This window comes from Pseudomonas sp. ASL8, assembly GCF_056680355.1.
This window is the reverse complement of sequence record NZ_CM155278.1, coordinates 2,036,066-2,061,725: the sequence shown is the minus strand read 5'-3', so window position 1 is coordinate 2,061,725 and position 25,660 is coordinate 2,036,066. Positions and strand designations below refer to the sequence as shown.

18 protein-coding genes and 1 pseudogene are annotated in these 25,660 nt (G+C 57.0%); 10 read left to right on the top strand and 9 right to left on the bottom strand.

Translation table 11 applies throughout. The features are described from left to right. Positions 1-102: 102 nt before the first annotated feature. The 7 genes from AC1MEA_RS09325 to bioB form a co-directional block, all read right to left on the bottom strand. Positions 103-1,908 (bottom strand): phenylacyl-CoA dehydrogenase, encoded by a 1,806-nt coding sequence (locus AC1MEA_RS09325; RefSeq protein ID WP_219064565.1) that lies wholly within the window; start codon positions 1,906-1,908, stop codon positions 103-105. Positions 1,909-2,236: 328 nt separating this feature from the next. Beyond that, positions 2,237-2,533 (bottom strand): pyrroloquinoline quinone biosynthesis protein PqqE, encoded by a 297-nt coding sequence (locus AC1MEA_RS09320; protein WP_480917522.1) that lies wholly within the window; start codon positions 2,531-2,533, stop codon positions 2,237-2,239. A gap of 201 nt (positions 2,534-2,734) precedes the next feature. Further along, a complete protein-coding gene (gene bioD, locus AC1MEA_RS09315) occupies positions 2,735-3,415 on the bottom strand; it encodes a dethiobiotin synthase (RefSeq protein ID WP_219064563.1) in 681 nt (226 codons plus the stop codon). Positions 3,416-3,430: 15 nt separating this feature from the next. Beyond that, positions 3,431-4,255 (bottom strand): malonyl-ACP O-methyltransferase BioC, encoded by an 825-nt coding sequence (gene bioC, locus AC1MEA_RS09310; protein WP_480917521.1) that lies wholly within the window; start codon positions 4,253-4,255, stop codon positions 3,431-3,433. Beyond that, the gene (locus tag AC1MEA_RS09305) at positions 4,248-4,994 is read right to left on the bottom strand and encodes an alpha/beta fold hydrolase (RefSeq protein ID WP_480917519.1); all 747 of its coding nucleotides are present in this window, start codon (positions 4,992-4,994) and stop codon (positions 4,248-4,250) included. Before AC1MEA_RS09305 ends, bioC begins: the two co-directional genes overlap by 8 nt. Next, entirely contained in the window at positions 4,987-6,177 is a 1,191-nt protein-coding gene (gene bioF / locus AC1MEA_RS09300) for an 8-amino-7-oxononanoate synthase (RefSeq protein ID WP_480917518.1), read from the bottom strand. Before bioF ends, AC1MEA_RS09305 begins: the two co-directional genes overlap by 8 nt. A gap of 64 nt (positions 6,178-6,241) precedes the next feature. After that, positions 6,242-7,300, bottom strand: coding sequence for a biotin synthase BioB (gene bioB / locus AC1MEA_RS09295; protein ID WP_219064559.1), 1,059 nt, complete (start codon positions 7,298-7,300; stop codon positions 6,242-6,244). Between the two features lie 102 nt (positions 7,301-7,402). Here bioB and AC1MEA_RS09290 point away from each other — a divergent pair, with 102 nt between their 5' ends. From AC1MEA_RS09290 to rarD, 6 genes and pseudogenes are all read left to right on the top strand, one after another. Next, positions 7,403-8,137 carry a double zinc ribbon domain-containing protein gene (locus AC1MEA_RS09290; protein WP_480917516.1) on the top strand — a complete coding sequence of 245 codons (735 nt, stop codon included), beginning with the start codon at positions 7,403-7,405 and terminating at the stop codon, positions 8,135-8,137. 312 nt (positions 8,138-8,449) lie between these two features. Then, on the top strand, positions 8,450-9,214 hold the full coding sequence (locus AC1MEA_RS09285) for a TOBE domain-containing protein (protein ID WP_480917515.1): 765 nt from the start codon (positions 8,450-8,452) through the stop codon (positions 9,212-9,214). A 599-nt stretch (positions 9,215-9,813) separates the two neighbouring features. After that, on the top strand, positions 9,814-11,448 hold the full coding sequence (locus AC1MEA_RS09280) for a M60 family metallopeptidase (RefSeq protein WP_480917513.1): 1,635 nt from the start codon (positions 9,814-9,816) through the stop codon (positions 11,446-11,448). A 1,059-nt stretch (positions 11,449-12,507) separates the two neighbouring features. Next, positions 12,508-12,948: pseudogene (locus tag AC1MEA_RS09275) on the top strand (alkaline phosphatase PhoX); the annotation flags it as partial. 105 nt (positions 12,949-13,053) lie between these two features. Next, complete coding sequence (locus AC1MEA_RS09270) at positions 13,054-14,028, top strand: serine/threonine protein kinase (RefSeq protein WP_219064555.1); 975 nt, start codon at positions 13,054-13,056, stop codon at positions 14,026-14,028. Between the two features lie 97 nt (positions 14,029-14,125). Continuing rightward, on the top strand, positions 14,126-15,007 hold the full coding sequence (gene rarD, locus AC1MEA_RS09265; RefSeq protein WP_480917511.1) for an EamA family transporter RarD: 882 nt from the start codon (positions 14,126-14,128) through the stop codon (positions 15,005-15,007). Positions 15,008-15,243: 236 nt separating this feature from the next. Here rarD and AC1MEA_RS09260 read toward each other — a convergent pair whose 3' ends face one another. Next, positions 15,244-15,762 carry a glycine cleavage system transcriptional repressor gene (locus tag AC1MEA_RS09260; RefSeq protein ID WP_219064553.1) on the bottom strand — a complete coding sequence of 173 codons (519 nt, stop codon included), beginning with the start codon at positions 15,760-15,762 and terminating at the stop codon, positions 15,244-15,246. Between the two features lie 475 nt (positions 15,763-16,237). Between AC1MEA_RS09260 and AC1MEA_RS09255 the strand changes: the two genes are divergently transcribed. Continuing rightward, positions 16,238-18,415: a malate synthase G gene (locus tag AC1MEA_RS09255; RefSeq protein ID WP_219064552.1), complete on the top strand. Its 2,178-nt coding sequence runs from the start codon at positions 16,238-16,240 to the stop codon at positions 18,413-18,415. Positions 18,416-18,529: 114 nt separating this feature from the next. Here AC1MEA_RS09255 and AC1MEA_RS09250 read toward each other — a convergent pair whose 3' ends face one another. Beyond that, positions 18,530-18,976, bottom strand: coding sequence for a response regulator (locus AC1MEA_RS09250; protein ID WP_219064551.1), 447 nt, complete (start codon positions 18,974-18,976; stop codon positions 18,530-18,532). Between the two features lie 261 nt (positions 18,977-19,237). On the opposite strand from AC1MEA_RS09250, the gene AC1MEA_RS09245 reads away from it, so the two are divergent. The 3 genes from AC1MEA_RS09245 (at position 19,238) to AC1MEA_RS09235 (ending at position 25,530) form a co-directional block, all read left to right on the top strand. After that, positions 19,238-21,172 (top strand): putative nucleotidyltransferase substrate binding domain-containing protein, encoded by a 1,935-nt coding sequence (locus tag AC1MEA_RS09245; RefSeq protein WP_480917509.1) that lies wholly within the window; start codon positions 19,238-19,240, stop codon positions 21,170-21,172. A 2-nt stretch (positions 21,173-21,174) separates the two neighbouring features. Beyond that, positions 21,175-21,882 (top strand): 3'-5' exonuclease, encoded by a 708-nt coding sequence (locus tag AC1MEA_RS09240; RefSeq protein ID WP_449633938.1) that lies wholly within the window; start codon positions 21,175-21,177, stop codon positions 21,880-21,882. Positions 21,883-22,053: 171 nt separating this feature from the next. Then, complete coding sequence (locus AC1MEA_RS09235) at positions 22,054-25,530, top strand: phosphoinositide-specific phospholipase C-related protein (protein ID WP_480917507.1); 3,477 nt, start codon at positions 22,054-22,056, stop codon at positions 25,528-25,530. Positions 25,531-25,660 lie beyond the last annotated feature (130 nt).

Genomic DNA, 25,660 nt, shown 5'->3' with positions numbered 1-25,660 from the left:
AACATGGTCAAGCCCTTGTTAGCGGCCATGCGGGGGAAATCTGAACGTAAAAAAGCCGCTTCCCCCGGAGGAGAAGCGGCTTTTCAGAGACTGCGCGAGGGTTTAGTAACCCAGAGCGAAGTTTTCTTCTTTCATGTCCATCAGGTTGTTTGCACCCGACAGCATGGTCACAACGTGTGTACGGGTACGCGGCAAGATGCGCTGGAAGTAGAAACGTGCTGTTTGCAACTTGGCCGTGTAGAACGCTTCTTCACTGGTACCGGCTGCGAGTTTTTCCGCCGCCAGACGCGCCATGTCAGCCCAGAAGTAAGCCAGGCATGCGTAACCGGAATACATCAGGTAATCCACCGACGCAGCACCGACTTCTTCGCGATCTTTCATGGCCGCCATGCCGACCTTCATGGTCAGTTCGCCCCACTCTTTGTTCAGCGCAGCCAACGGCTCGACGAACTCTTTGACCGCTTCGTTGCCTTCGTTGGTCTGGCAGAACTTGTGGACGATCTTGGTGAAGCCCTTGAGCGCTTCGCCTTGAGTCATCAACACTTTACGGCCGAGCAGGTCCAACGCCTGAATACCGGTGGTGCCTTCGTACAGCATGGAAATACGGCTGTCGCGAACGTTCTGCTCCATGCCCCACTCGGCGATGAAGCCGTGGCCGCCATAGATCTGCACGCCATGGTTGGCGGACTCGAAGCCCACTTCAGTCATGAAGGCCTTGGCAATCGGGGTCATGAACGCCAACAGGGCGTCTGCTTGTTTCTTCTGCTCAGCGTCTTGGCCGTACTTGACGATGTCGACCAGTTTGGCAGTGAAGTACACCATCGCACGGTTGCCTTCGGCGAAGGCTTTCATGGTCAACAGCATGCGACGTACATCAGGGTGCACGATGATCGGGTCAGCGGCTTTTTCCGGCGCTTTCGGGCCCGTCAAAGAACGCATTTGCAGGCGATCACGCGCATATTTCAGGCCGCCCTGGAAGCCGATCTCGGCGTGAGCCAGACCTTGCAACGCAGTGCCCAAACGCGCGGTGTTCATAAAGGTGAACATGCAGTTCAGGCCTTTGTTCGCCTGGCCGATCAGGAAACCGGTGGCCGCGTCGAAGTTCATCACGCAGGTCGCGTTACCGTGGATGCCCATTTTGTGTTCGAGGGAACCACAGTTCACGGCGTTGCGAGCGCCGATGCTGCCGTCAGCGTTTGGCAGAAACTTCGGCACGATGAACAGCGAGATGCCTTTGGTGCCAGCCGGTGCATCCGGCAGACGTGCCAGCACGATATGGACGATGTTGTCGGCCATGTCGTGTTCGCCAGCAGAAATGAAGATTTTGGTGCCCGTAACTTTGTAGGAACCGTCAGCCTGAGGTTCGGCTTTGGTGCGCAACATGCCCAAATCAGTACCGCAGTGCGATTCGGTCAGGCACATGGTGCCGGTCCATTCGCCGGAAACCAGCTTGGTCAGGTAAGCCTGCTGCTGTTCTTCGGTGCCGTGCTCGGAAATGGTGTTCATCGCGCCGTGAGACAGGCCTGGGTACATGCCCCACGACCAGTTGGCTTCGCCAACCATTTCACTGACTGCCAGACCCAGCGACTCAGGCAGGCCTTGGCCGCCGTGTTCAACGTCATGGGCCAGGCTTGGCCAGCCGCCTTCCACGAATTGCTGGTAAGCCTGCTTGAAGCCCGATGGGGTTTTCACGCCGGACTCGCTCCAGGTACACCCTTCGGTGTCGCCTACACGATTCAGCGGGGCCAACACCTGCTCACAAAACTTGGCGCCTTCCTCAAGAATGGCGTCAACCATGTCTGGAGTAGCGTCCTGGCAAGCCGGCAGGCTTTGATAATGCGCTTCATAACCGAGCAGTTCGTCACGAACGAAGCGAATATCACGCAAGGGGGCCTTGTAGTCAGGCATAGCGATAAACCTCTGCTGATGAATCCTGGAATGAATGACCGATCGGTCGCTGTGGGGATTTCCCCAACCACCTGACAATCTCAAGTTGCCTAGCGGTCAAACAGTTGTTTGAAACATACGTTTACGACCAAACCTTGTCAAGCGCAGTGAGTGAGCCATTCATCGCCGATGGGCTGCACATCCCGCGCGCAAAGGCCCACAGCCGCAGACGAGCACGCGCACGCGCAGGACAACAATGCCGAGCAGTCTCGAAAAAGAAAGTTTAGTTGGGCGTAAAAGAGGCAGGGGGTGTATCGCGGTGCGCGAGCGCGCACCGAAAGGGTTGAATTCAAGCGTGGGTATCGATCAGCGTGCCAAGGACTTCATCGGAGGCTTTGGCAACCTTGACCCCGAGTTCTGCCTGGATCTTGCCCATGGACAGCTCCGCCGCACTGGTGGCCAAGTCAGTTTGTCGACTGCGATCAACCGAATGCAGGCGGTCAGCCTGGTAGTTGGACGACTGGTTATTCGCGGAGGTTTCGACCCCGTTCTGGGCGATCTGGCTGGCCGCTTGATCGACACGCGCCTGCCCCGCCTGAATGCTGCTCAGGCCAGAGTAAAAAGCAGTGTTTCCGGAGATTTCCATACGACGGTCCCTCAGTTCATAAAGCGAACAGCGGTCATTGAAGCAGACTGAAACCTAAAAGGCCCGACAAAAAGAATAATGGCAATTGGCCTCGCGATAGTCAAAGCACTTTTGACACCGCGCTGTCGTGCAGCAAACCCGGTCAATTGCAGGAGCTGCCGACGGCGGCGACAGGCGGCGTGAGCCCCCTCAGGTCGCGGCTTAATCCAGCAGCTCCAGATGAAGAAATTCCGCCACCGCTTCAGCCGTCGGCTTTTTCAACCGGGGCACGCGTCCCAGGCACGGTGCAGGCAAGCGTTCGGCCAAGGTGGCGAGGTTTTCTTCCAGACGAGCCGTCTTGCCATCGATAATGTTGGCGACCCAGCCCGCCAGTTGCAGGCCGTCCCGGGCGACGGCTTCGGCGGTCAACAGTGCGTGGTTGATGCAACCCAGACGCACCCCGACCACCAAAATCACTGGCAATTGTAAGGCCTTTGCGAGATCGGACAGATTGCTCTGGTCGGCGAGCGGCACGCGCCAGCCCCCTGCCCCTTCGATCAAGGTGAAGTCTGCACCTTTGCCCAATAGGTAGCGCATGGGTTCCAGCAGCGATTGCACGGTCAATGCCACGCCCGCTTCACGCGCCGCCAAATGGGGAGCGATGGCCGGCTCGAACGCCACCGGGTTCACCTCTTCATACGTCAGCGCCACTGAGCATTCCGCCAGCAGTGCCAGTGCATCGGCGTTGCGCAGTCCCTCGGGGCTGACAATGCAACCCGACGCTACGGGTTTGCCTGCTACCGTGCTCAAGCCTGATTGGCGGGCGGCATACAGCAGCCCGGCGGCAATGGTGGTTTTACCGATGTCCGTATCGGTGCCCGCGATGAAATACGAACGGCTCATCTCAGTACCTTCTGTTCAAGGTTTTTCCAACACCGCGTAGACCACTTGGTAAGTGGCCGGCAGCCCTTCGCTCTGGCGAAAATGCTCATACGCATCGATCAATCCCAGTATGCGCGCGCGTCCGGTCAAACCACCGGGTCGGCCAGGGTTGAGGTTGTGCGCGCCGAGGGCTTTCAGCTCATGAGTCAGGCTGCGCACGTCCGGGTAATGCAGGACATGGGGCCGCACTTCGAGGCTTCGCACCCGCAAGCCGCTGGCCGCGCACAGCTGTTGATAGTCGTCGAACGGGCGGAAGTGGTTAACGTGCACCAGCCCGTCCACCGCCTGCCAGCTTTCGCGCAGCTCATACAGGGTGCCAACACACAGGCTGGCAAACGCCAGCACGCCACCCGGTTGCAGCACACGCCGTGCTTCGCTGAGTACCGCAGCGAAGTCCGCGCACCACTGCACCGCAAGGCTGGAAAAAATCAGCCCACAGCTTTGATCCACCAACGGCAGGCGCTCGGCATCACCGGCGACAAAATGCTGCGCCCCGCCCGATGGACGCGCATGACGCAGCATGCCTTCGGCGATATCCAGGGCGACGCCTTCGCTCCGGGTGAAATGTTCAGCCAGCGCGCGACTGAAATAGCCGGTGCCGCTGCCCAGGTCCAGCCAACGCGACGGGCTCAGCTGCTCCGGCAAGCGTGCGAGCAGTTCACTGCCCACGGCGCGCTGCAATTCGGCGACGCTGTCGTAGCTGGCCGCTGCACGGGAAAAGGACGCGGCAACCTGGCGCTTGTCCGGCAAGGCACCTGGCAGTGTGGTGTTTGGTTGTTTGAAAGAGGATAAATCAGTCATCACCCGACTCATGCAAAAAGGCGTGAATTGCCGCCGCCACTCCGTGAGGATTTTCCAGGATGAACGCATGGCTGGCCTGTTCGATCAGACCAACCTCGACATCAGGCAGCAGGGTCAGCACATCACTGGCAGCCTCTGCCGGTACCAGCGCATCAAGGCCCGCGAACAGGTGCAACTGCGGGCCGCGATAGGCCTGCAAGGCAAGCCGGGTATCGAGCTGCCCCAGCAACTTCAAGCCATTGAGCAGCACGTCAGCCGGGGTATGGGGCGCACCGGCATACAGCAGACGCGCCAGACCGCGCGGGTCTTCCGCACCTTTCACGCACAACAGGCTGAAGCGCTTGAGCGTGCCCAAGGGATCGGTGCCGCACCCCGCGAGAAACGCATCGAAGTGCTCCGGCGGCATCGCGCTGGGCCAGGCGTCACGCGACACAAAACAGGTGTTGCTGGCAAACGTCAGCAAACCACAGCAACGATCACCGCGGCGCGCAGCCAGTTCCGCTGCCAGCATGCCACCGAGCGACCAGCCGCCGAGCCAGGCGTTATCCGGCAGCGTGGCGTCCAGCTCATCGAGCAGCTCACTCAGCTCGATGTTTCCGAAAGCCGACACGTCGAACTCGGGCAACGGCTCTACTTCAACCCGCAAATGTTCGTCCAGACCGCGTAAAGCAGCCGCCAACGGTTCCAGCGGCGAGATCCCGAGACCCCAGCCCGATAGCAAAACAAGACGATCACGCATGGCCTGCTTCCACCGATTCGCATGTGTCGAGCAGCGGGTAACACTGCGCCAATGCACTTAACAATAGCTGCACTTGCGCTTGGCTGTGGGCGGCGGACAAGGTCACGCGCAAACGCGCACTGCCGGCGGGCACGGTAGGCGGGCGAATCGCGGTCACCAACAGGCCGCGCTCACGCAGCATCTGCGACAGGCGCAAGGCGCGGCCACTGTCGCCAATCAGGATCGGCTGAATCGGGGTGAAGCTGTCCATCAGTTGCAGGCCGATCTGCTCGGCACCGCTACGGAACTGCTGAATCAAACGCGCCAGATGCTCCCGACGCCAATGTTCGGTGCGCAACAGCTCAAGGCTTTTCAGCGTGGCGCAGGCCAGCGCAGGCGGTTGGCTGGTGGTGTAAATGTAGGGCCGGGCGAACTGGATCAGGGTTTCGATCAAATCGTCACTGCCCGCGACAAATGCCCCGGCCGTGCCGAACGCTTTGCCGAGCGTGCCGACCAATACCGGCACGTCCTCCAGGCTCAAGCCGAAGTGTTCGACGATCCCCGCCCCGGTGGCGCCCAACGGGCCAAACCCATGGGCGTCGTCCACCATCAACCAGGCGCCTTTGGCCTTCGCCGCTTGCGCCAGCGCTGGCAAGTCGGCCAGGTCGCCGTCCATGCTGAACACACCATCGGTGACCACCAGCGTATTGCCGCTGGCTTTCTCCAGGCGCGCGGCAAGGCTGCTCGCGTCGTTGTGCAGGTAACGTGAGAATCGCGCACCGCTGAGTAAACCGGCATCGAGCAAGGAAGCGTGATTAAGGCGATCTTCCAACACCGTATCGCCCTGCCCGATCAGCGCTGTCACGGCACCCAGATTGGCCATGTAGCCATTGGAAAACAGCAAGGCCCGAGGACGACCGGTCAGGTCGGCAAGGGCTTCTTCGAGTTCGTGATGCGGGCTGCTGTGGCCAATCACCAAATGCGAAGCACCACCGCCCACGCCCCAGCGTTCAGCACCTGCTCGCCAGGCGGCGACCACTTCAGGGTGATTGGCCAGGCCCAGATAATCGTTGCTGCAAAAGGCCAACAAAGGCTGACCGTCGACCACCACTTCAGGGCCTTGCGGGCTTTGTAACAGCGGGCGATGGCGATACAGCTGTTCAGCGCGACGAGCAGCCAGACGCGTGCGGAGATCGAAAGACATGCAGGCTCCGACGTTTAATGAGGAGAGTCAGGCCGAGCCAGTGAAACCGGCTCGGCGACGTTGATCAGACCGACGCGGCGTCGTAGAACAGCTCGCTGCTCTTTTGCTCGACCAGCGCTTGCTCGATGGCCGCCTGATGCACTTCGTCCGCGTGCCCTTCGCGCGCTTCAGGAAGGATGCCCAGACGCGAGAACAGCTGCATGTCCTTGTCCGCCTGAGGGTTGGCGGTGGTCAGCAATTTGTCGCCGTAGAAAATCGAGTTGGCCCCCGCGAAGAAGGCCAGGGCCTGCATCTGCTCGTTCATCGCTTCGCGGCCAGCGGACAGGCGCACGTGGGACTGAGGCATGAGGATGCGCGCCACGGCCAGCATCCGGATGAAATCGAACGGGTCGATGTCATCGGCGTTTTCCAGCGGCGTGCCAGCCACTTTGACCAGCATGTTGATGGGCACCGATTCTGGATGCTCAGGCAGGTTAGCCAGCTGAATCAGCAGCCCGGCACGGTCGTCCAGGGTCTCGCCCATGCCGAGAATGCCACCGGAGCAGATTTTCATCCCGGACTCACGCACATAGGCCAGCGTCTCCAGACGCTCGCCGTAGGTACGGGTGGTGATGATGCTGCCGTAGAACTCCGGCGAGGTGTCCAGGTTGTGGTTGTAGTAATCCAGACCTGCGGTGGCCAGCGCTTGGGTTTGATCCTGATCGAGACGCCCCAGGGTCATGCAGGTTTCCAGGCCCATGGCTTTCACGCCTTTGACCATCTCCAGCACGTACGGCATGTCTTTAGCCGATGGATGCTTCCAGGCCGCGCCCATGCAGAAGCGCGTCGAGCCGATGGCTTTGGCGCGTGCGGCCTCTTCCAGGACTTTCTGCACTTCCATCAATTTTTCTTTTTCCAGCCCGGTGTTGTAGTGGCCGGACTGCGGACAGTATTTGCAATCTTCCGGGCAGGCGCCCGTCTTGATCGAGAGCAGGGTCGAGACCTGCACGCGGTTGGCATCGAAATGAGCGCGGTGCACGGTCTGCGCCTGAAACAACAGGTCATTGAAAGGCTGTACGAACAGCGCTTTGACCTCGGCTAAAGTCCAGTCGTGACGCAGAGTGGCGGTGATGCTGGCGCTCATTGGGCGGCTCCTCGTTTGTTCTTTGGCTATTGCCTGTGCGGCGGGTCAAAACCGAAAGCCCACAGGCGCAACACGGATGTTCGGCATATTTAAGGAAGAGCCATGCGCTGTCAACCACCGAGCACGTTTCAGGTTTACATCTGGTTAAAAAGTAAACAATCGTGTTTGCTGTGCGACGAAACCACGGACGCAACTTTTCCCATCTGCACCGGCTGTGAAACCGATTTACCCTGGCTCGGCGATCAATGCGAGCGCTGCGCCCTGCCCATGCCAATGGCTGGCCTGACCTGCGGCCAATGCCTGAGACACCCGCCAGCCTTCAGTGAAGTGGTGGTGCCCTGGCGTTACGACTTCCCCATCGACAGTCTGGTTACACGGTTCAAGCATCAGGGTAAATGGCCCATGGGCCGCTTGCTCGCTGAATTGCTTGGGCAATCGCTGCACTATCGCTTCGCTGAAGGCCTGCCACGCCCGGATTGCCTGCTGCCAGTGCCATTGGCCCGCAAGCGCCTGCGCCAGCGTGGCTACAATCAGGCTGCCATGCTGGCCCGCTGGCTCGGCACGCACGTAAACATTCCGACGGACGAGCGCCTGTTGCTCCGGGTACTGGAGACGCCGGCTCAGCAAGGACTCGACGCCAAAGCGCGCAAACAAAATTTGCGCAAGGCGTTTACATTGGCTGACGGCGCCCAGACAAAGGACCGTCATTTCGCGGTGGTCGATGACGTACTGACCACCGGCGCTACCGCCCATGCGCTTGCCCGGCTATTGATGGATGCCGGTGCGTGCAGGGTCGATGTCTATTGCCTGGCGCGTACGCCCAAGCCTGAGGATTGAGTGGACCGCGCGCCTATCAAACGCTCTATAGGCGATTGAAAAAAAGAATAAATTTAATTAAATTTTCAGCCAAACGTTGATCCCTGTAGGAGCTGACTTGTCTGCGATCGACCGGGAACCGGTCGCTTTCTTGAGACCGCTGAAGGTCGTGCCGGTCGCCCGCGACCCCGGCCTTATCGCAGCCTTCGGCAGCGCCTACAGGACCCAGTTTGCTCAGCGATAGCGCAGCGTCGAAAACAGGGCGGTGTCTCCTACGTGGGACGACGCCATGAATTGCCTTACACTCCAAACCTCACACTAAAGTCCGCCACCATGTCCCTACCCCTCCTCCTGACCCAGCACATGGTCCGCCGCCCGCAGCGTATTGCCCTGCTGCAGCACATCGCCGAACAAGGTTCGATCACTCGCGCTGCGAAAAGCGCCGGCATGAGTTACAAGGCCGCGTGGGATGCCATTGACGAGCTGAACAACCTGGCGAAAGAGCCCTTGGTTGTGCGCAGCGTTGGCGGGCGTGGCGGTGGAGGCGCGCAGTTGTCGGCAGAGGGCCAGCGCGTGCTGCGGCTTTATCAGCGCTTGCAGGCGTTGCAAGCGCAAGTACTCGACACCACCGAACATAACGGTGATCTGGACCTGCTCAGCCGTTTGATGCTGCGCACCAGCGCCCGCAATCAGTTGCATGGCCGTGTCGAAACCATAACCCGCCAAGGGCACAACGATCTCATCCGCCTGCAACTGGCTGGCGGCTTGTTCATCGATGCACAAATCACCCATGACAGCAGCCTCCGTCTGGAGCTGGAAATCGGCACTGACGTAGTGGCGCTGATCAAGGCCGGCTGGTTGGAGCTGCTGGGTGACGGACAGCCCGTAACATCAGGGCACAATCGCCTGCGCGGTCAGATAGAGGCCATTCTCGACGCAAAAGACAGCCCCAGCGAAGTACGCATTACCCTGGCCAGCGGCCAGACACTTTGTGCTCAGGCAGAACCCGCGCAGCTATTGGCGTTGCAACTGCAAACCGGAAGTCCGGTACAGGTGCAATTCGCACCCTCCTACGTGTTGCTGGGCACACCTTTGTAGTCAGGGGTTGAGGTGGTAGGGCTGACCGTGACGCAATGTGCATCAGCGTGTATTGAGCATTGCTCATGACTACATGTTTGGACATACATTCAAAAATAGAATAACAACCTGTTATTTATGACAGTAGACACTCATGTTATTCCCAGCCAATCTAGAACACAGGAACGCCGAGAAATAAATCGTGCATTTCCGACAGCTTTCAGTATTTAAAAAATTCCAAATTTTTTGTGCGATACGTTATAAAAAGCCCATGCATCGATTTGAATGGGTGCGCTCATGGCTTGCTAACTGCACGTTATTACTTCTGGAAGTGTCAACGTGACTGCTGAAATAAAGGAGCTTTCTTTTCTCGCAGAGCTCGACGTGATCGGCGAAATTAAAGATCACAAGCTGTCTTTTTCATCCGAAAAAAAGTGGCTAACCAGGACCGTCTTGGTCGCGACTTTAATAATTCGTTTTTGTATGAGGCCGAGCCACTCGTTTACTTGTGCGTCAATACTTTCGAGGAGCGTTCGCTGCATGCATTTCGTGAAAATCAACTCATGCTAATTTCGTTGAGTGTTGAAATCAAGCCCGCTATATTTGATAGGAGCGCACACATGAACGATCAAAAGAAAACTTCTCAGCAGCCCACCAAGTTGCTAATGGATATTGGGCATTCCGATTGGCAATGCGGTACACAAGTGGAGCCTATAAGCGACGACCGCCAACCCTTGAACATCGTTGCTGACGTCAGAATTGATTCCGTCTCAAATCAATCCATCGCAGCGGCTCCCGTAATCGAGAGTCTCTCGTTGAGGATGGACAATAGCATTATTGAAGTCAGAGGCAGTACTTCAGCAAAAATGGGAAATGTTGAAGCATTTTCGATGGGAACCTGGAAAGGAATTGCCGAAGTAAAGTCTGACGGTACTTTTTCCAACCCTAACGTACCTGCCGATTACCTGCTAACCGGGGACTCCATCAAGGTACGCGTGACAAACTCCGATACTACTTCATACCCCGTCGTAGCAACCGATTACTTCGTACATCCCCGTTCGATTTGGATCCTCCCCACAAAAACCAAGGCAGCAGACCAAACATACTATCAATGGTGGATCCAGTGGGCAGACTATCAACCCACCGGGTACATGCTACCCGCTGGCGAAACCGCTTCTATTTGGCTGGATGGCAATGATGAGGAGGTCTGGGCTCTCGTCGGTATTCAGGGGATTGCGAAAAAATCGGATCGCACATCGCAGACCGAAAATATGCGCGAAACCCGGTTGAAAATTGGGGAAAATATACTGCCTATAGACCCTTTGGGAGGGGTAATCCATATTCGCAATAACGGCAATAGTGGATGCCGCGTAATTCTCGATTCTAAAATTAGACCGATCCCATACTACGTACTTATGCAAACGCCCCCACTTGACTTTCGTCGGATGCTCGAAAAAAGTGATAGGTTGTCAGAAGTCCAACTCGTCGGGGATCGGGTCGTTATATCCGCCTATGCTGACACCTATGAAATTTTTGCACATGTAGACGTAGGGGAAATTGTCAGGTCTCATGAAGAAGTTTTGAGAATCGAAGCACAAGCCGCTGACCTAGATGGTTCTACGGAGCTGCATACCCGAAGCAACATGTGGATTCACGCGGTAGAGTCTACTTCGAGCTTTTACCCCCACGCAAGCACTGGCTATATCGGACTACCCCATTCTAAAGACGTAAATAGCGAATACATGAACGCGCTATTAGGTGGCCTCGCCCATAAGCTCTGGGTGACACTGCATGAGTACGGCCATCATTTTCAAAACCGGGCTAATAGCAATACTGTGTTCGGTGAAAACTCGGTCAATATCTACGCCTTAGCCGTTAGTCGTGTGCACGAGAATAATTACGCTGATGAGTTCCCCAAAAGGTGGCCACCATTAAGAGCTTGGCTCTCCAAGCCGGCCGCAGAAAAAAACTATATGGAATCTCCTGATACACAAGCCATCTTCGAACAGCTTAGGAAAGGATTTGGCGAGAACTACCTCCCTCGCTGGGATCGTTATGTCCGGGAAAATCCATCTCCGAACAATGACCTCATTAACTTCACTGCCTCCCTGTCCAGAGTCGCGAATGCCAACTTGGCGGTTTTTTTTGCTGAGTGGGGTGTCATCAAAACTAACGATCAAACCTGGAACGCATTACATGCTTTGAATCTCCCTAGTCCTCCGGAAGGCCTGACGAATCAAATTCCCTACACGTGAGACTTTCCAGGATAACGACACAAAAAAAATACCCAAAGGGGAGCTCCGATCAACTTGCCGTCACCGAGCGGCACGTTGAAAAAACCGCTGAATTCAAGGCCTGAATTCAACACATAAGTGCAACGTTCACCCTTGCATAGACTTCGTACGGTGTCTTCCAGCCCAAGCGTTTGCAAGGACGTAAATTGATCGGTCGCGGTAGGAATGGCAGTCACCTGCCCCCCCCCCCCCCGCCCAGATCCGTACGTGCAGAATTACCGCATACGGCTTCTGCCTTGGGTTTTGACGCCGAAGCGGGTTATGGGATAAGAATGCAAGTTAGGCTCTAGTGGATAGGGTATGAATAGCCGTACAAGCGCAGTCATGCGCTCCCAATTCAGGCGGTGTCGCTGACTCCGCCGTTTAAAGGCATGCCTCCACGCTCCGATAATTTCCCGACGAAAAGCATCCAGTCGCCGTGTATTACCAGGCACGTGGTAGTAATTGCAATAGCCTCTGAACAACCGGCTCAACCACTGCCCGATCACTGGGACTGGCTCGTGCCTGCACTTATGTATTGCGCCCGAACCTCCTTGAGCGTTGCTCTCATACGCTTGCCGATGGTCACGCGCCCAACCACGAACATACCGTTCTTGGTTTGATCACAGAAATGCGTGAACCCGAGAAAGTCCAACGTTTCGGGCTTTCCTTATCCACGCTTATCGCGATTTTCGACCGCGAACCAGCCAAACCGCAGCAAACGTGTTTTCTCTGGGTGTAGAGTCAGGTTGAACTGAGCCGGTCGAACTTCCAACGCATGGTGAAAACTTCGTGCATCTTCATCTTTTTCAAACCCTAGCACGCTATCGTCTGCGTACCACACGGCAATCATCTCACCTTGTGCCGTACGCCCACGCCATTCCCAGCCCCAAAGATCCATCACCTAGTGCAGGTAGATATTCGGTGAAATGGGCGCACCTTGTGCTGTGCCCTGCTTCGCAGGAGTTCGCTTTCCGTTTTCAAGAACAGGTTATTCGCTGCATCCAAACCCGTTTACGTTAGTTTGGCAGTAATCCGGCCGCTATGACGTTCGCCTGGGACCTGTTCCTGATCGCCGGCAACCCGAGCGTCCACGCCAGTACACCGAAAGGCGGCTCAAGTAACATCACCCCGGCAAACATGTTCAACAGCCCGGATGGGCTGGGGTTCGATGACGCCGGGCGGTTGTGGATTCTGACCGATGGCGATGTGAGCAACACCGGCGACTTTGCCGGCATGGGCAACAACCAGATGCTGTGCGCCGACCCGGACAGCGGTGAGGTCCGCCGTTTCATGGTCGGCCCGGTGGGCTGCGAAGTCACCGGCATCAGCTTCGCCCCGGACCAGCGAGCCTTGTTCGTCGGCATCCAGCACCCCGGTGAAAACGGCGGCTCGACCTTCCCGGAACACCTGCCCAACGGCAAACCGCGCTCTTCGGTGATGGTCATTACACGGGACGACGGCGGGATCGTCGGTGCCTGAATCGCGGACAAGCCCGCGCCTGCGCAATCGCGACCGCCGCAAACCATCCGCGTTGCGCTACCATGACTGGCCCGACGCGGCAGCCTGCTGCGCGCAGGAGTAAGCATGGCCCACCCGTTCGCAACACTCACGCCTGATCTGGTACTCGATGCTGTCGAAAGCATTGGTTTTCTCAGCGACGCCCGCATTCTGGCGCTGAACAGTTATGAGAACCGCGTCTATCAAGTCGGCATCGAAGACGGCCAGCCGCTGATCGCCAAGTTCTATCGACCACACCGCTGGACCAACGAAGCCATCCTCGAAGAACACAGCTTTACCTTCGAACTGGCTGCGGTGGATATCCCCGTAGTGGCGCCGATGGTGCACAACGGCGAAACCCTGCACGAACATGCCGGCTTCCGCTTCACCCTGTTTCCGCGCCGTGGCGGACGGGCGCCGGAGCCGGGCAACCTGGATCAACTGTATCGCCTGGGCCAACTGCTCGGTCGTATCCATGCCGTGGGTGCAACCAAACCCTTCGAGCACCGCGAAGCCTTGGGCGTGAAGAATTTCGGCCACGATTCACTGACGTACCTGCTCGAAAACAACTGCGTCCCGCGCAGCCTGCTGCCGGCTTATGAGTCCGTCGCTCGCGACCTGCTCAAGCGCGTCGAAGACGTGTACGCCGCCACGCCGCACACCAACATCCGCATGCACGGCGATTGCCACCCCGGCAACATGATGTGCCGCGACGAGATGTTCCACATCGTCGACCTCGATGACTGCCGCATGGGTCCGGCGGCGCAGGACATCTGGATGATGCTGGCCGGTGATCGCCAGGAGCGCCTGAGCCAACTCTCGGAGCTGATGGACGGCTACGGCGAGTTCCATGATTTCAACCCCCGCGAACTGGCGTTGATCGAGCCGTTGCGTGCGCTGCGTCTGATGCACTACAGCGCATGGCTGGCGCGGCGCTGGGACGACCCTGCCTTCCCGCACAGCTTCCCGTGGTTTGGCACCGAACGTTATTGGGGTGATCAGATCCTTGCTCTGCGCGAACAAATGTCGGCGCTGAATGAAGAGCCGTTGAAGTTGTTCTGACTCGCAGGACCTTTAACCTGAAGAGCCGGCGCCGCACCCTCCGAACGGCGCCCGGTGCCGGCAGACACCCTGATAATTAGCTGCCTAAGGAATATGCATGCAAGCTGCCAACCCGCGTCGCGGGTATATCCTGGGCCTTATCGCCTACATCACCTGGGGACTGTTCCCGCTTTATTTCAAAGCCATCGCGGCCGTCCCTTCTATTGAAATCATTGTCCATCGCGTGCTCTGGTCCGCGCTGTGCGGCTCGCTGTTGCTGCTGGTATGGAAGCACCCGGGGTGGTGGCGTGAGTTGCGCGACAACCCTCGCCGCCTGGCGATCCTGGCGCTCAGCGGCTCCCTGATTGCGGCCAACTGGCTGACGTATGTGTGGGCGGTGAATAACGGGCGCATGGTTGAAGCCAGCCTCGGTTATTACATCAATCCGCTGGTGAACGTGTTGCTGGGCATGTTGCTGTTGGGCGAGCGTCTGCGGCCCCTGCAATGGCTGGCCGTCGGCCTGGCCGCCGTCGGGGTCGCGCAGCAGGTCTGGCAGGTCGGCAGTCTGCCGTGGGTATCGTTGGTGCTGGCATTGACCTTCGGTTTCTACGGACTGATCCGCAAAAAGGCGCCCGTAGCGGCATTGCCGGGCCTGGTGGTGGAAACCTGGTTATTGGTCCCTCTGGCGATTGGCTGGTTGTTGCTCAATCCAATGGCGGTCAGCGCTCAGGCCAGTTTCTGGACGACCTCTCAGGCGTGGTGGCTCGCGGCCGCAGGCCCGATCACGGTCATGCCACTGATCTGCTTCAACGCAGCGGCGCGCCATTTGCCGTACACCACGCTGGGCTTTCTGCAATACATCGCGCCCACCCTGGTCCTGTCGCTGGCGGTTCTGGTGTATGGCGAGCACTTGCCGGCCAGTACGCTGCTGGCGTTTGCGTTTATCTGGGCTGGACTGGCGGTGTACAGCGTTGATATATGGCTGCGCTCACGTCGCTAAAACTGATCGAAAAACGTACAAAGCCCTGCAAGCCACGGCACCTGTGGCTTGCAGCGATCTCTCCAGAGGTTATCCACAGCCTCATTCAACTTATTTGTGCACAAGCCATTGAAACTGTTGGTTTTTTGATCAACTCCAGCAAAGCCTTAATGGCTATGGGCCGCAGCGCTGTCTCCCCAGGTTATCCACAGGCAGGTGCACGTATAACTTGGATAACCTTTTTTACCCTATGCGCGTCAAACCTCTGTTCGAAGCACCAACTCGACCATCAAATCATCCGCCAGATTCTCCAGACGTTTCTGCAGCACATCCAGGGACAAGGTCAGCGGCACAGCCAGAATTGCCTCGGCGTGAAACAGCGGCTCGCTGCTCATCGGTGCCGGCCTGACATCGGTTATTAACCGTTCAAGGTTAACGCCCTGTTCAGCGAGCAAGCGTGTGATGTCACGCACGATGCCCGGCCGATCATTGCCAACCAGCTCCATCGCAATCGGCTTCCAGGTGCAGGACTGCTCTATTCCACCTTGTGCAATCAATACCTGAATGCCGTGCGCCGACAGGCCCTGTAAGGCACCCACCAGTTCATCGAAGCCTTCTGCAGACACAGCCACTCTTAATATTCCGGCAAATTGCCCGGCCATCCGAGACATACGGCTTTCCAGCCAGTTGCCGCCATGCTCGGCGATACATTGGGCGATCCGCTCGACCTGACCTGGCTGATCAGGTGCAAAAACAGTGAGTACGAGATGATCCACGGTCGATTCCTCTTATTCTGCATGGGCCCAGGCCCCGATAAATCAGGGTTTTCCGGGCTGTCGGACAAGTATAGGCAACGCCTGCGGATGCGCTTTGGTCATCAAGGGATCATCGGCTCAAAGGGCAGATCGTGTACCGGTTCTAGAATTACCTGGAACAATTCTTGTGCATTTTGAGAACATTCTGTCCCTCGGAGTGACCCGCACAAGACTACGGGTCGTTCAATGACGTATTTAGTCTGATTTTCACAACCGCAACTCATCATGTAGTATGCCGCAGCGAGCACTACATAACATTGGATTGATGTCTGCCAAGGCGCGTTTTCAAACCCGTAGTTCCTTGCTGCACACGGTTGTGCGAGCAGCATGGGTCAAGCCCGGCCGCCAGCGATGGCAGGTTCCGGCACACGGGGTTTGATGAGCACGCCAAGGACTTTATTAGAAAGCTGAATAGCTGAGCAGAGTGAGGCAAGCAATGACTGAACACGTTCAAGTCGGTGGCCTGCAGGTCGCCCAAGTCCTGTTCGACTTCGTGAATAACGAAGCCATCCCTGGAACCGGCCTCGACGCCGCGAAGTTCTGGGTCGGTGCAGAGAAAATCATCAATGAACTCGCGCCGAAGAATAAAGCCCTACTCGCCAAGCGTGATGACTTCCAGGCGCAGATCGATGCCTGGCACCAGTCCCGCAAGGGCGTTGCGCACGACGCTGCGGCTTATAAAGCCTTCCTGCAAGAAATAGGTTATCTGCTGCCAGAAGCGGCGGACTTCCAGTTGACGACGCAAAACGTCGACGATGAAATTGCCCGCATGGCCGGCCCGCAACTCGTTGTGCCGGTCATGAACGCACGCTTTGCCCTCAACGCCTCGAATGCGCGTTGGGGTTCGCTGTACGACGCTTTGTACGGCACCGATGCCATCAGCGAAGCGGACGGCGCGGAAAAAGGCAAAGGCTACAACAAGGTCCGTGGCGACAAGGTCATTGCCTTCGCCCGCGCCTTCCTCGACGAAGCCGCGCCCCTGGCTGCTGGCTCGCACGTCGATTCCACCGGCTATAAAATCGTTGACGGCAAACTGGTCATCGCGCTCAAAGGCGGCAGCAACAGCGGCCTCAAAGACGACGCGCAACTGATCGGCTATCGCGGTCAGGCTGCGGCACCGACCGCCATCTTGCTCAAACAGAACGGTCTGCATTTCGAAATCCAGATCGACGCCACCAGCCCCGTCGGCCAAACCGACGCAGCCGGTGTCAAAGACGTACTGATGGAAGCCGCGCTGACCACCATCATGGACTGCGAAGACTCGATCGCCGCCGTCGATGCTGATGACAAAGTGGTGGTGTACCGCAACTGGCTGGGCCTGATGAAAGGTGATCTGGCCGAACAGGTGTCCAAGGGCGGCGAGACATTCACCCGTACCATGAACCCCGACCGCACCTACACCGCACCTAATGGCGGCGAAGTGAGCCTGCACGGTCGTTCGCTGTTGTTCGTGCGGAACGTCGGTCACCTGATGACCATCGACGCCATTCTTGATAAAGACGGCAACGAAGTCCCGGAAGGTATTCTCGACGGCCTGATGACCAGCCTTGCTGCGATCCACAGCCTCAACGGCAAAAGCACGCTGAAAAACAGCCGCACCGGTTCGGTCTATATCGTCAAACCGAAAATGCACGGCCCCGAAGAAGCAGCGTTCACCAACGAGCTGTTCGGTCGCATCGAAGACGTCCTGAACCTGCCACGCAACACGCTCAAAGTCGGGATCATGGACGAAGAGCGTCGGACCACGGTCAACCTCAAGGCCTGTATCAAGGCTGCCAGTGAGCGCGTGGTGTTCATCAACACCGGCTTCCTCGACCGCACCGGCGACGAAATCCACACCTCCATGGAAGCGGGCCCCGTCGTGCGTAAAGCACAGATGAAAGCCGAGAAGTGGATTGGCGCCTACGAAAACTGGAACGTCGATATCGGTTTGAGCTGCGGCCTGCAAGGTCGTGCGCAAATCGGTAAAGGCATGTGGGCCATGCCCGACCTGATGGCGGCGATGCTCGAACAGAAAATCGCTCACCCTCTGGCCGGCGCCAACACCGCTTGGGTACCTTCACCGACCGCTGCTGCGCTGCACGCGCTGCATTACCACAAGGTTGACGTGTTCGCCCGTCAGGCTGAGCTGGCCAAACGCGGTCGCGCCTCGATCGATGACATCCTGACCATCCCGCTGGCGCCAAACACCCACTGGACAGCCGATGAGATCCAGAACGAACTGGACAACAACGCCCAAGGCATCCTTGGTTACGTCGTGCGCTGGATCGATCAGGGCGTCGGTTGCTCGAAAGTGCCGGATATCAATGATATTGGCCTGATGGAAGACCGCGCCACGCTGCGTATCTCCAGCCAACACATCGCCAACTGGTTGCGCCATGGCGTCGTCAGCGAAGCGCAGGTACTGGAAACCCTCAAGCGTATGGCACCTGTGGTCGACCGGCAGAATGCCAACGACCCGCTGTATCGCCCGCTGGCCCCGGATTTCGATAGCAATATCGCGTTCCAGGCCGCGGTAGAACTGGTGATCGAAGGGACTAAACAACCCAACGGTTACACCGAGCCTGTGTTGCATCGCCGTCGTCGTGAGTTCAAGGCTAAAAACGGGCTGTAAGCTGCAAAATGCGGTGTGTCTGACACACCGCGTTCGCCCCCACAGGGAATCGCGATTTTCTGTGGGAGCGAATTCATACGCGAATAGCTGGACTCGGTGTACCTGACACCCCCCTCATCCCATCCCCAACTCACGCTTGACCAACGCCAACAACTGCTTGGTATTGATCGGCTTGAGCAAAAAATCCACCACACTCAAGTGCATTGCCGCGATGGCGTCTTTCACGTTGGCGTCGCCGGAAACAATGATGATCGGCAGCGCCGCACGCTCGGATTCACGCACCTGACGAATCAAGTCCAGCCCACTGCAGGGCGCCATCTTCAGGTCGGTGATCAACAAACCGATGGATTCATGGGTGTTCAGCAGGTTTAACGCGGTACTGCCACTGGCCGCCGTGAGACACCTGATGCCATTGAGGCTGAGAATTTCGGCCAATACCTCGCGCGCGTCTTTATTATCATCGACGATCAGCACCCGCTGTTGCACAGGCTCATCAGGCGCTTGCATCACCTGATTGAGGGCCTCGCGCTCTTCATCGCTCAAAATATCGAGGTCCGGCATACACTCTCATCCTTTACCAAGCCCTACTCAGACAGCGGATTGCCCTGATTTAGCAGTACGTCTCGTCGGCTTTGCGCGTCCATGTTCACCTACGAAATCCACGATAGCCACTGCACCAATTTATGCGAACCCCGCTGAGTTGAGTTAAGCATTTTTCAGCGATCCTAGACTTACGTCCAATGGGCACTGCCTTGCAAGCGGCCGACCATGAACGTCTAAAACCCATTCGATAAAAATCGACAAAAAAGTGCGGTAGTGGTCATGAGCAAAGCGGATGCTTTCACCCAGGCAGGCAAAACGGCGGTGTTGCAGAACATTCAGGGCACGATTCAGTTCTTGCAAAAATTCCCCCCGTTCAATCAGATGGAAAACGCCCACCTCGCGTATCTGGTCGAACAGTGCCAACTGCGTTTTTACGCGACGGGCGAAAGCATCATCAAGCCCAGTGAGGGACCGGTAGAACATTTTTACATCGTCAAGCAAGGCCGTGTGGTCGGCGAACGCCCTCATACCGTCAAGAGTGGCACCGAAACCACGTTCGAGATCACCACCGGGGAATGCTTCCCCCTGGCGGCGTTGCTGGGCGAGCGGGCTACCCGCACCGAGCATCTGGCGGCCGAAGACACCTTCTGCCTGCAACTGAACAAGCTCGCCTTCATCAAGCTGTTTGCCCTTTCCAACACTTTCCGTGATTTCGCCTTGCGCGGGGTCAGCAGCCTGCTCGACCAGGTCAATCAACAGGTTCAGCAGCGCGCCGTGGAGACCCTCGGCATGCAGTATTCGTTGAACACGCGGCTCGGCGAACTGGCCATGCGTCATCCCGTGACGTGCACCCGCGACACGCCTTTGCGGGCGGCAGTCAAGCTGATGCACGATCAGCAAGTGGGCAGCATCGTGATTGTCGACGAGCGCAAAACACCGCTGGGCATCTTCACCCTGCGTGATTTGCGCCAAGTGGTGGCCGACGGCGTTGAGGACCTGGGCCTGCCCATCGAGCAGCGAATGACTCAGGCGCCGTTTTCTCTCAGCCCCGATGCCACCGCCTTCGATGCCGCCATCGCGATGACCGAACGGCATATCGCCCACGTGTGCCTGGTCAAGGACAAGCGCTTGTGCGGCGTGGTGTCCGAGCGCGACCTGTTCTCTTTGCAGCGCGTGGACCTGGTGCATTTGGCACGGACCATCCGTACCGCCCCGCGCATTGAAAGCCTGGCCAACCTGCGCGGGGAAATCGTGCAATTGGTCGACCGCATGCTCGCCCATGGTGCCTCGTCGACCCAGATTACTCAGATCATCACCCTGCTCAACGATCACACGGTGTCCAGGGTCATCGAGCTGACCCTGGCAGAGAAAGGCGACCCCGGCATTGCGTTCACCTGGTTGTGCTTCGGCAGTGAAGGCCGTCGTGAACAAACGCTACTCACCGACCAGGACAACGGCATTCTGTTCGAAGCCCGCGATGCGGCACACGCGGCTGAAATCCGTGGGAAGTTATTGCCCCTGGCGCAACAGATCAACCAAAGCCTGGCGCAGTGCGGATTTACCCTGTGCAAGGGCAATATCATGGCCGGCAACCCGGACCTGTGCCTGTCCCGCGCGGAATGGTCACGGCGTTTCAGCGCGTTCATTCGTGAGGCAACACCTGAAAACCTGCTGGCCTCGACGATTTATTTCGACTTGCGGGTGGTGTGGGGCGATGAGCAAGGCGCCGATCAACTGCGGCACGAGATTCTTGATCAAATCGCCGACAATCGCCTGTTCCAGCGCATGATGGCCGAAAATGCACTTCGTCATCAGCCGCCCGTGGGGCGCTTCCGTGAGTTCGTGCTCGCGCGCAAAGGCGGCGAAAAAGCCACGCTGGACCTTAAAGTCCAAGGCCTGACCCCCTTTGTCGACGGCGCCCGCCTACTGGCCTTGTCCAACGGCATTGAAGCCAGCAATACCTTGGAACGCTTTCGTCAATTGGTCGCCAAAGAAGTGATCGAACCGCTCGACGGTGCCGCCTATGAAGAGGCCTACCACTTCATTCAGCAAACCCGCATGCAGCAACATCAAATGCAAAGCCGGCAAAATCAGCCGTACTCCAACCGGGTCGACCCGGACATTCTCAACCACCTGGACCGACGAATTCTGCGTGAGTCGCTGCGCCAGGCCCAACGCCTGCAAAGCAGCCTGACGCTGCGTTATCAGCTATGAATCTGAATATATTCGGTTGGCTACGCCCGCAAGCCCCTCACTTGAACGCACACCAACAGCAACGGCTGGAGCAGCTATTGCCCTGCGCCGCGCTCAACAAGAACCCACTGCGCCAACAACGTTGGGTGGTCCTGGACCTGGAAACCACCGGGTTGAACCTCAACCGTGATCAAGTGCTGTCGATTGGCGCAGTGGTGATCGAGGACGGCGCCATCGACCTTTCTCAGCAGTTCGAGCGGACCTTGCTGCGCTCGGATCACAAGGTCAGCCCCAGCGTGTTGATTCACGGTCTGGGCCCCAGCGCCATTGCGGCTGGCTGTGACCCGGCGGATGCCCTTCTGGACCTGATGGAGTTCGTCGGCAGTAGCCCGATGATGGCGTTTCATGCGGCGTTTGACCGGCACATGCTCGGCCGCGCCTTGAAAGACAGCCTCGGTTATCGCTTGCAGCACAGCTTTTTCGATGTCGCCGAGATGGCGCCGATGCTTTGCCCGCAGGCGCACATTCGCAAGGGTGGGCTGGATGCCTGGACTGCGTTTTTCGGCCTGCAAGCCGGCGAACGCCATCACGCCAGCGCCGACGCACTGGTCACCGCAGAGCTGGCGCTGATTCTGTTCAGCTACGCCCGCCGCCAACAAATCGACAGCCCGGCAAGCCTCGATCAACAACTCAGCCATTGGCGCAGACGCCAGGAAACTCATTCGTTTTAAGTCTGGCTAATGCAGCAAACCTAGCATTTCTGCTAGTACCCAACCGACCTGATTGAGTACTAAATAACCTCAATGCCCGGAACCCCGAAGGATTGAACCCTCGGCAACCGGACGGCGTTTTTGAAGGTTAGCCATTTTCGCGGCAACGACTACGTTGCCCGGAGGCATGTGATGCTGAATGCACCAAGGACGGTAATGCTGGTGGCTTTGATGACATTGACAGACGTTGCGGCGGCACAGCCCACATCAGAGACTGACAACAACACGCCACAGACACCTCATACGACGATGACCCCACCGGCTATGGGGCATGCGGGCGAACAGCTACATGCAGGCACCATAGGCGATCCAAAGGGCAAGGACGAGCCAACTTGGCCGGGCCAGATTCACGTTTCAACGTCCGGCAGCCAACGTCTTTATTTTACCCTGCTGCAGGGTGATGGCATCCCCTCTGAGCATGATTGGCCGTTCCCGGAGACCGCCACCAGTAATGAGCGCTGGGGATATGTGGGTGAGAGCAAGCACGAGGGCAACGTTGCGGACCCAAAAGGTCAGGACGAGATCACGTGGATCGGTGCTGTACACGTGTCACAAGACGCCGAGCAGTCTCGTTATTACGTTTCGCAAGTAGAGGGCGACGCGTCCACTCATGACTGGCCGCTCCCCCTGGAGTCAGGTGGCAATCAATATTGGACATGGGCAGGAAGTGCGAAAAACCCTGGCACGTTTAAACAACCAAAAACTCAGGATGACATGACATGGATGGGAGCCATTCACTCCACCGAAAGTGAAGGCCATCGCACGTACTTTCAATCACGGGTAGAAGGCACTCCATCCCAGCATGACTGGCCTTATCCGCCCGCGCCGTCATCAAATGCGTACTGGGCTTATTTGGGGACGGATCAACATGCCGGCACCTCTACCGATCCCAAGGGCGCGGACGACTTGACGTGGCCTGAAGCCATTCACGCACTAACGAAAGATAACCAGACGTTGTACTTCCAATCGAATGGCTACGGCACGCCTCCTGAGGCGGGTTGGAACTACCCTGATGCGTCAAGCAGCAATAACGCGTGGATGTTCGTCGGCTCCAGCAATAACGGTGAGGCCAACAGGGAGAGTCGCGCACATGCGGGTACGTTTACGGACCCAAAAAGGTGGGACGAACCCACATGGCCCGGGCAGATACACGACTATCTTTACAATGGCAAACATATGTACTTTTCTTCTCTCGTCGAAGGCACCCCTTCAGAGAGAGGCTGGTATTACCCCACCACCGAAACCAGCAACAACCAATGGACGTACAGAGGAACCAGTCAGCACGCAGGAACGTACGAAGACTCAAAAGAGTGGGATGAAATAACCTGGCCAACAGCGATTCACTATTATGAGATTGACGGACAACGCACCTACTTCAGTGCGTTAAACGAAGGCAATGCATCCGCCAGTTTTTGGTATTACCCCACGACGTTCAGCAGCAATAGTGATTGGACCTTCCTTGGTAAACACAAGGGCTCGTTTACAGAGCCCAAAGACTGGGACGAACCCACTTGGTCTAACGCGATTCATTGGTACGACTATGGCGGCAAACACTTCTTCTTTGCTGCTAAAAAACAAGGCGTACCCTCGGCAAATAATTGGCTTTACCCCACAACGGCTACCAGTGATAACAATTGGACCTATCAGGGCCAGCATCTCGGAACGCTGGCGGACCCCAAACAGTGGGACGAACCTACTCTGCCAGGCGAAATCCATCGCTATGACTACCACGGAAACGTATTCTACTTCGCGGCGAAACAGGAGGGAGATCCCTCAAAAAACAACTGGTACTATCCCACGACGGAAACAAGTAATAATAACTGGACCTACCTCGGCAAACACGTGGGAACGTATGCGGACCCTAAAGAGTGGGACGAGCCTACATGGGTCGGAGCGGTGCATGACTACCTCTACAGCAATAGACATTTGTACTTCATCTCTCGTTTTGAAGGTAACGCCAGCGCCAGTAACTATAATTACCCCACCACAGCCACCAGCAATGCGTATTGGACCTACCTCAAGTCACTGGAGGAAACCGCGCCGGGCATTAATGATTTCTCAAAACCCTTTGGTCAATACACGTGGGTGTCGGCACACAATGCGTACCTTAATAATATGAACGAGCAACTTACGAGAGGCGTGAGGGGGTTCATGCTGGACTTGCATTATGATGCCGGAACTCGAGGCAGCGTAAAATTGTGTCACGACATACCGGTGATTGGTTGTGCAGGAGGGTCGCTGACCGACGCATTTAACAACACCTTCTTGCCTTTTTTAAAAAACAACCCCAGCGCCGTCCTTACGCTTCACTTTGAAGCCTACGTCACCCGCGATCAACTCCAGGCAGCCTTTAACCAAACCAACCCGGAGCTGGGCGCTTATGTATTCAACCCGGCCGACTTTAAAACCCAAGACTGGCCGACACTGCAAGAGATGATAACCCGCAATAAGCGACTGGTTATTCTGACCAGTTCAGGCGAAACAACAGGCAGTTTCAACAGCGGAAGCACCCACTTCCCTATACTGAGAGACAACGTTTATACCATTGAGAACACCTACAATATTGGTACCACCGTTTTTAACCACCACTGGGCTTGCGAAACCCGATACGGCTTCCCACTGAGCACTAAACTCACGAATACAGCACACCCTTGGCCTCGTTTATTTGTGATGAATCAATTCCACGAGTGGGGTGGATCTCAAGCAGACGCAGGCAATGTCGACAATAACCTGACCCGACTAATGAGACGAGCTGAGGAGTATTGTACCGGGCCGACCGCCAATAAAAATCCTAACTTCATAGCGCTTGACTTTAACCAGGTGGGCGACGGTTTCCCTTACGCCGCAGCGCTGAGTCAAGGTGGACTTTACTTCTACGAAAAAAACAATGCTTCTACGGCGGGCGACACTGTGTGTGTTTTACCGGCCAATCATAATTATGATTTAAGGCTACCCACAAAAGGCTGTGAGAACGACGAGGCAAGGTCGCTACAACTCAGAGGGGTCAGAGCCGGTACTCGGATCACGCTTTACGACTCTCCTGACGCCAACAGGCAAGACGATTTCGTCATCATTGATATCAAATCTACAATCCCTTTAAAATCATCAATTACGATTAATTCGTTCGAAACATCCCAATCAAGTGCCTGGGTAAACGTGATGGCGTTTCACAACAACGGCCTCGACGGTAAAGTCTCACGAATCCGGGTAGGCAGAACGCCTGCTGTCAATGACTTCTCCGACACCGCCATTGTTTTTTATGAGGGGAATAACGGCACGCAGAACATCGTGTGCACCGTGCCTTTTGTGAAGCATTCCAACTTCCAGATGGGGTACGGCAATAATGCCTACGGATGTGACAACGATGAAATTCGATCCGGCAGGATTATCAGCGCCAAGAAAAATTCGTCGTTTGCTTTTGCCGGCCATCCCGGTGGTAGCTTCAGCCAGGGTCGTGCCACGGTCACCATCAAGCAGGACATCCTGATGCCCGTTCTGATCCCCAGTTTCAATAAGTCATACGAGGACAGCAACGTGAGAGTGGTGGTCGATTACGGAGGCAACCTCGACGGTAAAATTTCCTATGGCTGGTTCGGGCCTACACAGTAAACGGAAGGCAAGCGATGGCAAGGGCTTGATCATCCTGCGCCATCGCATCACAGCCCTCACTCGCCACCCTATATAACCAACAAGGCTAATCGCCACCCGACCCCACGACACGGTGAGCGCCAATTGCGCG